Source organism: Glycomyces sp. NPDC047010, assembly GCF_040644205.1.
Lineage (GTDB): Bacteria > Actinomycetota > Actinomycetes > Mycobacteriales > Micromonosporaceae > Glycomyces.
On sequence record NZ_JBEYVY010000017.1, the window covers coordinates 1 to 12695 of the forward strand.

Sequence of the window (12695 nt, forward strand, 5' to 3'; positions counted from 1 at the left end):
ACCACCCCCCCCCCTCCTCCCCCCCCCCCCCCTCTTCCTTTTTCCCCGCTTTTGTTGGGCGGGCCGCCCCCCCCCCCCCCCGGGGCCACTTGCCGGGGGGGCCCCCCCGGGGGGCCCCCCCGCCGCAGGGTTTCCGGTCCGCCTAGAGCGAGCCCTTCCAGTCCGTGCGGGACTGGACCGGCTCGGGGATGTTCGCGGCGAGCGCGAGGACGCACCCCGCCGCCAGGAGCAGCAGCCCGACCGCGGCGACGATCTCGCCGGCGCCGTGCGCGCTTCCGGCCAGGTCCTCGCTGATGCGCAGGTCGCCGCCGTAGAGGAGCATCGCCCCGGTGAACCCGCCGAAGGCCCAGGCCATGCGGGTCTCGTGGGTCCGCCAGGCGAAGAACATCGCGCACCACAGCACGAGGAGCGGGATCAGGGCCACCGAGAGGCCGTAGGTGCGGGTGTCGCCGTCGCCGTTGACGAGGCCGCCGAGCCCCCAGAAGTTCACCGTCCCTCCTCCGGCGTCGGCCCACGGGAGGAACATCGAGCCCGCGACGAGCATGGAACCGCCGAGGGCGGCCAGGCCGCCGGCGCGGGAGTACGGGGTCGAGGGAGTGCGCTCCATCATCCACCTCCGGTTGATCCGCTTGGTCCCTCAAGCGCACCACCGCAATTGACCTGCGTCAACGGCCTTGACGGGTTCTTGACACCGAAGGTGTGAAAACGTCCAGACCGACAGAACCCACCGATATCGACCAGGGTCAATACTTGCGGCAGCCGTCGTATCCACCGCTGTGAATGCGGCCCCACTGGACGCGGGCCGCGTCGAGCAGCCCGTCCAGGGAGTCCACGGCGTGTTCGCGCTGCTCCGCGAGGAGCACGTTCGCCGCGGCCCGCGCGTCGGCCTCGGCCCGGTGGTGGTCGCCGAACGCGATCCCGGCCGCCCGCGCCACCCGCGGCAGCGTGTACGAGTCGAGCTCCCACGTGCGGCGGGCGATGACGAGCGTGCACGCGTACCGCACCGAGGGGGCCTCGATCCCGACCGCCGCGTTCGCGCCGCGGATCACGGAGGTGTCGAACGCGGCGTTGTGCGCGACGAGCGGCGCGTCCCCGATGAGGTCCCGCAGCTCGCCCCACGCCTGCTTCCAGGTGGGCGCCCCGAACACGTCGCGCCGCTGGATGCCGTGGATCTGCGTGTTCCGGAACTCGAACCGGTCGTGCCCGGCGGGCGGGCGGATGAGGGTCGCGTACGAGTCGGCCTCCTTGCCGTTCTCGACGCGGACCGCGGCCACGGAGCAGGCGCTGGCGCGGCTGCCGTTCGCCGTCTCGAAGTCGATCGCCACCCAGGCGTCCAAAGGCGTGCCTCCCTCTGCTGCGCCGACGACGGTAGCAGTTCAGGCGCGCGCCGCGAGTCGCCGCAGGTGCTCGTGCGCGTACTCGCAGATCACGGCATGGCGGTACACCGCGTGCGGCACGTCCGCATTGGAGTCGACGCGCACCGACAGGTCGCCCGAGCACCAGCGCAGGAACGCCGGGTCGCCGGTGATCTCGGAGAGGATCGCCAGGATCGAGTCGTCGAAGCGCATGGAGTGGACGGCACGGCGGTACTCCTCGGGGGTGAGGCACGCGGCGAACGGGAGGTTCATGAGGCACAGGGCGGTCTGGATGTCGAGGTGCATGAACCGGAACCGGTCCGGCTCGGGGTCGAGCTCGGGGACGTCGAGCCCGGAGTAGTCGGGTCCGGCGTCGTACACGAGCGGCCCGATCCCGGCGAGCACCACGTACACGTTGACGTCGTGCTCGATCACGGCGTTGTCCCCGAGCCCCGCGAGCGTGGTGGGCCGCAGCGCGACCGGCTCGATCTCGTTGTCGCAGTTGCGGACGATGAAGTTGAGCAGGTTCGTCTCGATCACGAAGTGCCGGATGAGCAGCTCCACGGCCTGCGGGGACACGAAGCGGCGCAGGAACCAGATGCAGAGGCGGTCCATGAGCCGGTGCGCGGTCCAGCGCACCGGCGTGAGCCGCTTGAGCACCAGGATGACCAGGGCCAGGACCCGCGAGACGGGCCGTGCGACCGGGTACAGCCAGGTGCGGGTCCACCGCTGCTGGTCGGCGGCGATCTTGCGGGCCGTCTCGGGGTCGAGGACCAGCGAGGGGTCGCCGGTGATCGCGTCCCACAGGGGCGGGCCAGCGAGGTCAGACATTGTCCAGCTCTTCGAGTTGCAGCGCGTACAGGCGGGCGACGATCTTCGCCGTCGACACGATCGCGTCCGCGGCCGCGTCGTCCACCCGCGGGGACGCGAGGATTGCCTGGAGCTTCGCGAAGTGGTCGTCGTCGGCCTCCCCGTGGTAGGCCAGGAAGCTCACCTGGTCGTCGCGCAGGCCCAGCTGCTCCTTGAACTGCGCGGCCCACCCGGCGGCCTTCCCGGTGCCGAGCCCCTCGATGACGAACATCGCGCCGAGCAGCCCGACCGGATCGGGCTGCGAGGCCGCGTGGAACATGTACGCCGACAGCGCCTCCGACCCGATGTTCTTGCGCCCGTTGCGGATCGCTTCGATCGAGCCGCCGCACGCGGCGTAGTCCCGCTCGATCATCATGAAGTCGCGGTGCTCCTCCTGGGAGTGCCCGATGGCGGCGCTGCGCAGGTCGAAGTGGTCGACGGAGAAGTTCGAGGCGGCCCGGGAGATCCAGCGGGCGCCGTCGGCGACCTGCTGGCGCAGGTTGAACAGCAGCCGCAGGTAGTCGTCCAGGGTGGACTCGCCGTCGGCGAGGCGCCGCATGACCGGGACCTCGTCGAGCCGCTGCTCGAAGTCCTGCCAGACCGCGTCGAGGCGCGCGAACACGTTCCCCTCGTCCGCGGCCACCGACTCGCGGACCGGCACCGCGGCCCGCTCGGGGACCTGGACCGCCTGCGGCGCTTCGGGTCCCACGCACGTCAGGTGCGCGAACCCGAACGAGAACCGGCCCGACTCGGGCACCGCGAGGAGCACGGTCTGGCCCGGCTCGAACCGGCCCTCCCGCCAGCACTCCTCCAGGGCGATGAAGATCGAGGCCGCCCCGGTGTTCCCGCGCGTCTCCAGGTTCGAGAACCACCGGCCGGTGTCGATCTGCGCGCCCGTGGACGCGAGCTGGTCGAAGACGATGTCGCGGAACGCGTTCGTGGAGTAGTGGCACAGCACGTGGTCAAGGCGCTTGAGGTCGATGAGGCCGCGCTGCGCGAGCGACGCGAACTCCTTCAGCCCCGCTTCGGCGAGCGCCCCGAGCGCGGAGGTGTCCTGGCGCAGCAGCATCATCCCGGCCTGCTCTGCCGCGGCGGCGCTGCCCATGTCCTGCCAGGTCCGCCCGGCCGCGGGGGAGGACCCGTCGGTCCCGGCCCGCATGCACACCGCGTGCTCGTGGGCGAGCGAGACGGTGCGCACCCAGTCCACGCGCAGCGAGGGCCTGTCGGGGCGCGGGCGCGGCTCCACGAGCACCGAGCCGGCGCCGTCGGAGAGCATCCAGCGCAGGAAGTGCGCGTCGGTGTCGTTGCCGCCGTTGAAACGAGAGGCCCGCAGCCATCGGGACGCCAGCTCGCTGCCGACCACGGCCACGCGCTCGCGGTCTCCGAGCCGCACCTTCGCGACGGCCGCGTCCAGGGCTGCGATGCCCGAGGCGCACACGCCCGCCGCAGAGAGCAGCTGCATCGGGCCGCCGCCGAGGCGCCCGTGGACCATCGACGCGAACCCGGGCACCAGCAGGTCCCCCTGGGTGGTCGCGGTGGCGAGCATGTCGAGGTCTTCGGCGATGTACCCGCGGTCGCCCAGCATGGATCGGAGCGCGTTCGCGGCGAGCTCCTCGTTCAGCTCGGTGGTGCGCCCGCGCTCGTCGAGGGCGTAGTGGCGCTTGGCGATCCCGTTCGCGGCGAGGATGCGGCGGCGGAGCCGGTCCCCGCGCTCGTCCACGCCCCCGAGGCGCGCGGCGATCTCGTCGTTCCCGACAGGGTCCCCGGGGAGGTACGCCCCGGCGGCGGTGATGAAGGCGTTCATGCCTCCATTGAGCCCCATCCGGGGCGCCTCGCGCATCCGCCGGATCGCTCATTTCGCGGGGGCGAAAGTACTCAGTCCCCGTCGATGCCCTGCTCGATCGCGTACCGCACCAGCTGCGCCCGGTTGTGCAGCTGGAGCTTCGCGAGGATGTGCTGCACGTGGTTCTGCACGGTGCGCGGCGACAGCGTCAGCCTCGACGCGATCTCCTTGTACCCCAGGCCCTTCGCCACGAGCCGCAGCACCTCCGTCTCGCGCTCCGACAGGCGCGGCCGCTCGTCCGGCTCGGGGGTGTTCGCCAGGCGCCGGTACTCGCCGAGGACCAGGCCCGCCAGGCCCGGCGTGAACACCGCGTCCCCGGCCGCGACCCGCTCCACCGCCTCCGCCAGCTCCGCGGGGGACGCCGACTTCACCAGGTACCCGCGCGCCCCGGCCTTGATCGCCTCCAGCACGTCGCTGGACTCCCCGCTCGCCGAGAGCACCAGCACCGCCGTCGGGCAGTCCTCGCCGAGCCCCTGGAGCACCGCGACCCCCGACAGGTCCGGGAGCTGCAGGTCCAGGATCGCCACCTCCGGGCGCAGCGACCTGATGCCCTCCAGGGCCGCCCGGCCCTCCCCGAACGCGGCGAGCACCCGGTGCCCGGCCCCCTCCAGGTCCCTGGCGATGGCCTCCCTCCAGATCGGATGGTCATCGACCACGACGAGCGTCGCCACCGGCGCCTCCTTCGATCCTCGGCACGCGCATCTCCACTTCCGTCCCCTCCCCGGGCGCCGAGACCACGGCGGTCGTCCCGCCGAGCTCCCTGATCCTGCCCTCGATCGACTGGGCCACACCGAGACGGCCCTCCGCGGCCGCCGCCGCGAGCCGCCCCGGCTCCATCCCCGGGCCGTCGTCCCTGACGGTGACCTGCACGGCCTCCCCGTCGTCCTCCACCAGCAGCCACACCTTCGTGCCCGCCGGGCAGTGCTCGCGCACGTTGTCCACGGCGCTCGCCACCGCCGCCGCGAGCTGCCGGGCCGTCTCGGCGGGCAGGAGCACCGGCGTCGCCGGGGCCGCGACGGTCACCGCCGCGCCCTCGTGCCGGCCGACCATGCCGCGCAGGTCGCGCTGGCCGCCAAGGGGGTCGCGGTAGGACTCGGAGCGGATGAGCGCCCGCAGCGCCCCCTCCTGGCCCCCGGCGAGGCGCCCCAGCTCCGCGGCCTCGCCGCCGATCTCGGCGCCGCGCCGCTGCACCAGCGCGAGCACCTGGAGCACCGAGTCGTGGATGTCCCGCGCCAGGCGCTCGCGTTCGCGCACCGTGGCGCTCCGCTCCGCGGCCTCGCGCATCCGCTGCTCCGCGACGACCCCGAGCCGCACCAGGTGCCCGGCCGCGAACCCGGTGAGCACCAGCAGCACCGTCTCGTTCACGGTGCTGGAGTGGACGCCGCCGCGGAAGACCATGCCCGCCGCGGCCACCACCGCGCCCGCGACGGCCCCGGACCGCCGCCCCCAGGCCGCGGCCCACGCGAGGACCGCGCCGGCCATCCACGGCCCCACCGACACCGGCACCCCGTCGGTCGCCAGCGCCCACGAGGACGCCGCGACCGCGGACACCGTCACCGCCAGGTCCGTGTACAGGGCCTTCGGCTCGTAGCCGCGCCGCCGGTACCACTCGGTGGCCGCCCAGGTCCAGCCCAGGAGGACCGCGACGAGCAGCGCCGCCCACACCGGGCGCAGCAGCGAGTCGAACGCGAGGCCGCCCAGGAGCACGGGGTAGCCGAGCGCGACGAACCGGAACACCGTGTTCGCGCGCCGCAGCTGCGTCTGAATTCCCACTGAGGAATTCTCGCAGCCGCCCGCCACCTGCCCCCGCCACCAACCTCTGCGCCCGGTTCCCGTCCACCGTGGCGTTGACCGCGGAAACTACAGTGACCTCATGTCCTTCTCCAGCCCACGGCCCGCCGCGATCGGCATCGACTTCGGCACCTCCCATACGGTCGCGACCATCCGGCGCGCGGACGGGCGGGTCCACCAGCAGTTGTTCGACGGTTCGCCGCAACTGCCCTCCGCGGTGTTCATGAACGACGAGGGCGGACCGGTCGTCGGCGCCGACGCCGTCCACTCCGGACGCCGCCGCCCCGAGCGCTTCGAGCCCAACCCCAAGCGCCGCATCGACGACGAGTCGATCCTCCTCGGCGAGACCGAGATCCCCGTGACCAGCGTCATCGCCGCCGTCCTCTCCCGCGTCGCCCGCGAGTGCGAGCAGACCCTCGGCTCGCTCGGCCCGGTCACCGTCACCGTGCCCGCCGCCTGGGGCCCGACCCGCCGCCACGTCGTGGCCGACGCCGCCGCGGCGGCCGGCCTCGGACAAGTGGACCTCGTGGCCGAGCCCGTCGCCGCCGCCTCCTACTTCATGGAGACCCTCAGCGTCGACGTGCGCCCCGGCAACGGCGTCGTCGTCTACGACCTCGGCGGCGGCACCTTCGACGCCACCGTGCTGCGCCGCAACGCGAACGGCTTCGAGGTCCTGTCCGTCGACGGCGCGGACGACCTCGGGGGCCTCGACTTCGACCAGGCCCTCGCCGAGCACCTCGCCGCCACCGTCCAGCCCGAGGACGAGCGCTGGGCCCGCCTCACCGGTCCGAGTGAACCTGCCGACCTGCGCCACCGCACCGCGTTCATGGACGAGGTCCGCCAGGCGAAGGAGCGCCTCTCCCGCTCGGCCACCACCGACCTCACCATCCCCCTGCTCGACGTCGACACGCACCTGACCCGCGGCCAGCTCGAAGAGGTCTGCGCGCCCCTGGTCGCCCGCACCATCCGCGTCACCCAGGGGGTCATCCGCGAGTCGGGCCTCGCGAAGGACCAGATCACCGCCCTGTTCCTCGTCGGCGCCGCCTCCCGCATGCCCCTGGTCGCCACCAAGCTCCACCGCGAGCTCGGCATCGCCCCCGCCGCCATCGAGCAGCCCGAACTCGCCGTCTCCGAAGGCGGCCTCGCCGCCCACCACACCATCTCCTCCCCGGTGAGCGTCCCCAGCCCGGCCCTGCCCCCGCAGACCGCGGTCCCCCAGCCCACCCCGGTCCTCCCGCCGCAGGACACCAACCAGACGCTGCCCCTCATGCACCCCTCGGCCCCCCAGCCGACCCCGCAGGCCGTCGTCCACCCCAGCCCGGTCACGCAGCCCGCCATGGCCGCGCCCCAAGGCCCGCCGCCCGGCTCCCCGCCGCCCTCCCCGCCCCTCCAGTACCCGCAAGGACCCGCCTACCACCCTGCGCCGCAACCCGAGCCGACCCCGTGGATCAGGTCCAAGCAGGGCCTCTCCGTCATCGGCGCGGCCGCGGCGGTCGTGGTCCTCGCGCTGGCCGTCCTCATCGGCCTGAAGTACCTGCGCCAAGAGGACACCGGCGACCTCGCGGGCGGCGCGGACCCGCAGAGCGAGGACGCCGGCACCGACGAGCAGAACGCGTCCTCCAGCAACGGCGAGGACCAGGAGAACGCCGAGGCGTCCGACGGGCTCGTGCCGATCTCGGACGCCGTCACGGGCGATCTCGTGGGGGAGTTCCCGCAGGCCCACGTCGGCGCCGTGACCGCCGTCGAGACCGGCACGGTGGACAACGCGCCCGTGGCGATCACCGCCGGGGACGACTACATCGTCCGCGTCTGGAACCTGGAGTCCGGCGAGAAGGAGGGCGAGTTCCGCGGCCACTCCGACACGCTCGACGTGCTCAGGGCCTTCGACTACGAGGGCCGGACCCTGGTCTTCTCGCGCGACTACGGGACCGAGGCCGTCTGGTACGCCGACGACCCGGAGCACCCGCTCGCGACCCGCGAGGCGTCCTACAGCACCGTCTACTGGGCGGGCGTGTGGGACGGGGTGCCCGCCTACATGACCGACTACGAGGTGGTGCAGCTCGTCAACGGCCAGAAGATCGCCGACGTGTCCACCGAGTACGCCGACTTCACGCAGGTCGAGGACGTCGACGGGTACCTCCGCCAGGTAGGCGTGTACGAGAACCGGGTCTTCGTCAACGACCTCGCCACCGGCGAGTCCACCACCGGCACCTTCGACCAACTCGGCTACGACGTCACCGCGTTCGCCGCGGGCGGCGCCGCCGGGAAGGCCCTCGGCCTCACCGTCACCGCCAACGGCTCCGTCCAGGGCTGGCACCTCGCCGCCGCCGAGCCGTACGGCACGGCCGCGATGGAGCTGTCGCAGGCCGTCATGGGCGCCTGGATCGTGGAGCTCCAGAGCGAGGCCACCGCGCTCCTCCAGGGCGACCAGGGCCTGAGCCTGTACGACTTGGAGGACGGCACCCAGATCGGGGAGCTGTTCGCCGCGCACTCCGGCGAGGACCTCGTCCAGGACACGGCCGTGACCGAGGTGACCGGCCACCCCGTGGCGGTCACCGGCTCCGCGGGCGGCGACGTCGAGGTCTGGTCCCTCGAATAGCGCGAAGGGCGCGGCGGGAACCCGCCGCGCCCTTCCCCTTGCGTCCTAAGCCTGCTTCAGCCACACGGTCGTCTCGCCGGGCAGCTCGCCCTCGCCGAGCGGCCCGCTCGCGAGCAGCACTTCACCCTCGGGCAGCGCCACCGGCGCCGTGCCGAAGTTCGCCACGGCCTCCCAGCCGTTCGCGCGCCGCACGTGCAGCACGTCGTCGCGGCTCGGCACCCATGCGAGCGTCTCGTCGGCCTGCAGCTCCCGCCGCAGCCCCAGCGCCGCCCGGTACAGCGACAGCGTCGAGCCCGCGTCGCCGTCCTCGGCCTCCACCGACACCTTCCCGAACCAGTCCGGCTGCGGCAGGTGCGCAGGGCCCGAGCCGAACCCGAACGACGGGCCCTCCACGGTCCACGGGATCGGCACGCGGCAGCCGTCGCGGCCCACGTCCACCCCCGGGCTGCGCACGAACGTCGGGTCCTGCCGCGCCCCGTCGGGGATCGTCGCGACCTCGCCGAGGCCCAGCTCCTCGCCCTGGTACAGGTACGCCGAGCCCGGCAGCGCCAGCATGAGCAGCGTCGCGGCCCGCGCCCGGCGCAGGCCCCGCGCGGTGTCCAGCTCCGGCTCGGTCCCCCGCGAGAGCAGCCACGCCCGGTTGTACTTGCGCGGCTGGTCCCCGTTGGGCGGCAGGCCGTACCGGGTCGCGTGGCGCACGACGTCGTGGTTGGAGAACACCCAGGTCGTGGAGGAGCCCGAGGCCGCGGCCTGCTCCAGGTTCTCGGTGATGATGCCCTTGAACGCCCCGGCGTCGAAGTCCGCTTCGAGCAGGTCGAAGTTGAACGCCTGGCCCAGGCCCGCGGCGCTGGCGTAGCGGGCGCGGCGCCACGGCGGGTTCACCCACGCCTCGGCGACGGCGATGCGCGGCGGGTCGTACTCGTCGAACACGGCGCGCCAGCCGGTGTAGATCTCGTGGACCTCGTCGCGGTCCCACAGCGGGTGCGTGCCGGTGGCCTTGTCGATCGCGTCGAGCTGCGCCTGCGACGGCAGGTCCGCGGGCAGGTCCTTGGCGAGGGCGTGCGCGACGTCCACGCGGAAGCCGTCCACGCCCCGGTCGGACCAGAAGCGCAGCGTCTTCAGGAAGTCCTCGCGCACCTCCTCGTTGCGCCAGTTGAAGTCCGGCTGCTCGGGCGCGAACAGGTGCAGGTACCACTGGCCGTCGCCCACGGCCGTCCACGCGGGGCCGCCGAACGCCGAGACCCAGTCGGGCGCGGGCGAGAGCTCGCCGTTCTCGCCGAGGCCGTCGCGGAAGACGTACCGGTCGCGCTCGGGGGAGCCCTTCGGGGCGGCCAGCGCGGCCTGGAACCACTCGTGGCGGTTGGAGGAGTGGTTGGGGACGATGTCCACGATGAGCTTGATGCCCGCGGCGTGGAGCGCACCGATCATCGCGTCGAAGTCGTCGAGGGTGCCCAGGCGCGGGTCGACGTTCCGGTAGTCGTCCACGTCGTAGCCGCCGTCGGCGAGCGCCGACGGGTAGAACGGGCTGAGCCACACCGCGTCCACGCCGAGCCGCGCGAGGTAGTCGACGCGGGAGGCGATGCCGGGCAGGTCGCCGAGGCCGTCGCCGTTCGCGTCCGCGAAACTGCGCGGGTAGATCTGGTACACGGTGGCCTGGCGCCACCAGTCGGCGCCGTTCTGAGCAGCCATCTTGGGTGCCTTTCGGTGGTGGTGGGCCGCGCCTGGGACGCGGGCCGGAATGATCTCGTGATTAAATCTAATACCAAAATCAAATCACTCACGCCATACTGGGGCAGCGAAGGCGAGGTGTCAAGAGGCAGGTGTCGATCAGTGTGACCGAATCAGAGGACCGGACCCACCCCCAGCGGCGCGCGAACGCCGCGGCGGTCCTGGACCGCGCATGGGACGCCGAGGCGTTCACCGCCAGCGACGTCATCGCCGCCACCGGCCTGACCCGCTCGACGGTCATCGCCCTGTGCGACGAGCTCGTGGACCGCGGCTGGCTCGCCGAGCTGCCCAACGCCCGCGCCGCCGGGGGCGAGTACCGCAAGGGCCGCCCCGCCCGCCGCTACGAGCTGCGCGCCGACGCCGGGGTCGTCCTCGGCGTGGACGCCGGGCAGCACTGCATCACCGCCACCGCCGCCGACCTGCGCGGGCGTGAGCTCGCCCGCGCCCACCACGAGGTCGACCCCGACGGCACCGACCCCGCCGCGCGCCTCGCCGTCGCCGACGCGACGATCGCCGCCGCGCTCGGCCGCGCCGGGGCCCTCCCGGAGGCCGTGCTCTGCATCGCCGTCGGCGTCCCCGCCCCCACCGACCTCGACGGCGCCTCTCCCGTGGGCCAGCGGCGCTTCTGGGCCCGCATGAACCCCGGCTACGCCGCCCACTTCCGCGGGCGCGGCTGGCGCACCGAGGTCGAGAACGACGCGAACCTGGCCGCGCTCGCCGAAGGCGCCCTCGGCGCGGGCGCGGGCGCCTCCTCGTACATCGCGCTCGTCTCCGGGGAGCGCTTCGGCGCCGGGTACGTCGTGGACGGCCACCTCGTGCGCGGCCGCTCCGGCGCCGCGGGGGAGCTGCGCCTGCTCACCCTCGTGGACGGCGTGGGCTCGACCCACGGCATCGGGAACCTGCTGCGCCGCTGGGCCCTCGAAGTGCGCGCGGCGGGCACCGCCGACCCCGCGAGCGCGATCATGACGGCCCCCGCCGAGGCCCTCGGCGCGGAACTCGTCCTCGCCGCCGCGGCGGCCGGGGACCCGGCCGCGCTCGACCTCGCCGAGCGCATGGCCGAGCGGCTCGCGCGCATCTGCGCGGTCCTCGGGGGCCTGCTCGACGTCGAGCGGATCGTCCTCGCGGGTGCGGTCGCCGCGTCCCTCGACCCGGTCCTCAAGCGCGCGGCCGAACGCCTCGACGAGCTGACCCACCCGCCCGGACCCGAACTCGTGGCCTCCACGCTCGGCGGCGGGGTCGTCAGCCTCGGCGCGGTCGCCCGCGCCCTGGAGGTCGTCAGGTCCGACGCCCTCGACCTGGAGCCGTTGCGGCCCTAGCGGATCGAGTTGACCAGCTTCGTGTAGTCGCCGAACGCCGCGTCCACCATGTCCGGGTCCAGCCCGTACCTGGCGAGCGAGTACTCGTGGTTGCGGCGCATGCCCGGGCGCGCGAGCACGTCGTCGAGGTTCCCCTGCTCCTTGAAGCTCCAGTCCAGGCCGAGGCGCTCGAAGATCCGCGGGAGCTGCCCGTGCGGGTCGGCCGTGAGCTGGTGGTACGACACGTCGACCATCCGCTCCTTCGGGATGTCCAGGCGCGACATGCGGCCCTGCTCGACCATCCACGACAGCGAGGACAGCCACTCGCGGCCGATCTCCTGCGTGTCGTAGCGGCGGTTGCACAGCGCCGTCCCGGTCTCCACCAGCGAGCACCAGGACCCCATGACGGTCTGCGGGTCGCGGTGCGTCCACAGGATGTGCGCGTCCGGGAAGACCTTGAGGAGCGCGCCCAGGTTGTACAGGTGGAAGGGGGACTTGAGGACCCAGCGGCGGGTCCGGTCGCCGGTCTGGAGCACCTGGAGGAACTCCTTGAGGTACTGGTAGTCCGGCACGAAGTCGCGCTGCTCCAGCCACTCCCGGTACCCGTTCAGCTTGAAGCGGGTGCCCCACTGGAGGCCGTGCGGGAGTGCGAGCACGCACTCCTCGGGGGTCTCGGCGGTGCTGGGGTGGATGGTCTCCCAGATCGGGGTGATGACGTTGACGGCGGCGGAGATCCGGCGGGCCTTCTTCAGGCGCTGCTCGCGCAGCTTCGGGTCGATGTCGAACCGGTCGGCGTGGTGGAACTCCCACATCATCGGCGCGCGGTTGCCGTCCGGTGCGGCGATCACCTTGTGCGCCAGCGTGGTCGCCGTCCGCGGCAGCCCGACCACCACGATCGGGCGGTCGATGGGCTGGTGGGCGATCTCGGGGTGCTCGGCGTGGAGGCGCTTGATGCGCAGCCGGTTCTCCATGCGCATCTGGAGCTCCGAGACCGTCGCGGTCCAGCCCAGGTACGAGATGTCGCGGACCTTCGCGAAGCGGCGCATCAGGTCCCGGTAGTCGTCGACGAACGCGCGGTCGATGTCGGCGCTCACGCCCGCCGCGGCCTCGGCCTTCGCCAGCGCCTGCTCGAACGCCCCGTCCGGGTTCCGCACGGCCTTCCTGAGGGCGGGGGACATCACGGTGTTCAGGGGCTTGACCCAGCCGGCGACACGGCGCATAGGTACGTCCTCTCA

10 protein-coding genes are annotated in these 12695 nt (G+C 73.2%); 2 read left to right on the forward strand and 8 right to left on the reverse strand.

Annotated features, from left to right (window positions below):
• Positions 1 to 142: 142 nt before the first annotated feature.
• The 6 genes from AB0A65_RS25195 to AB0A65_RS25220 form a co-directional block, all read right to left on the reverse strand.
• The gene (locus AB0A65_RS25195) at positions 143 to 607 is read right to left on the reverse strand and encodes a hypothetical protein (RefSeq protein ID WP_359955122.1); all 465 of its coding nucleotides are present in this window, start codon (positions 605 to 607) and stop codon (positions 143 to 145) included.
• Between the two features lie 136 nt (positions 608 to 743).
• Entirely contained in the window at positions 744 to 1337 is a 594-nt protein-coding gene (locus tag AB0A65_RS25200; RefSeq protein ID WP_359955125.1) for a 3'-5' exonuclease, read from the reverse strand.
• Between the two features lie 39 nt (positions 1338 to 1376).
• Entirely contained in the window at positions 1377 to 2186 is an 810-nt protein-coding gene (locus AB0A65_RS25205) for a hypothetical protein (protein WP_359955128.1), read from the reverse strand.
• A complete protein-coding gene (locus tag AB0A65_RS25210) occupies positions 2179 to 4008 on the reverse strand; it encodes an iron-containing redox enzyme family protein (protein WP_359955130.1) in 1830 nt (609 codons plus the stop codon). Before AB0A65_RS25210 ends, AB0A65_RS25205 begins: the two co-directional genes overlap by 8 nt.
• Positions 4009 to 4079: 71 nt before the next feature.
• On the reverse strand, positions 4080 to 4718 hold the full coding sequence (locus AB0A65_RS25215; RefSeq protein WP_359955133.1) for a response regulator transcription factor: 639 nt from the start codon (positions 4716 to 4718) through the stop codon (positions 4080 to 4082).
• Positions 4693 to 5820 carry a DUF5931 domain-containing protein gene (locus AB0A65_RS25220; protein WP_359955136.1) on the reverse strand — a complete coding sequence of 376 codons (1128 nt, stop codon included), beginning with the start codon at positions 5818 to 5820 and terminating at the stop codon, positions 4693 to 4695. The genes AB0A65_RS25215 and AB0A65_RS25220 overlap by 26 nt, the downstream gene beginning before the upstream one ends.
• A gap of 100 nt (positions 5821 to 5920) precedes the next feature.
• Here AB0A65_RS25220 and AB0A65_RS25225 point away from each other — a divergent pair, with 100 nt between their 5' ends.
• Positions 5921 to 8437, forward strand: a complete 2517-nt coding sequence (locus tag AB0A65_RS25225) for an Hsp70 family protein (RefSeq protein WP_359955139.1) — start codon at positions 5921 to 5923, stop codon at positions 8435 to 8437.
• A 45-nt stretch (positions 8438 to 8482) separates the two neighbouring features.
• Here AB0A65_RS25225 and AB0A65_RS25230 read toward each other — a convergent pair whose 3' ends face one another.
• Positions 8483 to 10126, reverse strand: a complete 1644-nt coding sequence (locus AB0A65_RS25230) for a glycoside hydrolase family 13 protein (RefSeq protein WP_359955141.1) — start codon at positions 10124 to 10126, stop codon at positions 8483 to 8485.
• A 143-nt stretch (positions 10127 to 10269) separates the two neighbouring features.
• Between AB0A65_RS25230 and AB0A65_RS25235 the strand changes: the two genes are divergently transcribed.
• Positions 10270 to 11481: an ROK family protein gene (locus AB0A65_RS25235; protein WP_359955144.1), complete on the forward strand. Its 1212-nt coding sequence runs from the start codon at positions 10270 to 10272 to the stop codon at positions 11479 to 11481.
• Here AB0A65_RS25235 and AB0A65_RS25240 read toward each other — a convergent pair.
• Positions 11478 to 12680: a sulfotransferase gene (locus AB0A65_RS25240; RefSeq protein ID WP_359955147.1), complete on the reverse strand. Its 1203-nt coding sequence runs from the start codon at positions 12678 to 12680 to the stop codon at positions 11478 to 11480. The two genes, AB0A65_RS25235 and AB0A65_RS25240, sit on opposite strands and share 4 nt — an antisense overlap.
• Between the last annotated feature and the right edge of the window lie 15 nt (positions 12681 to 12695).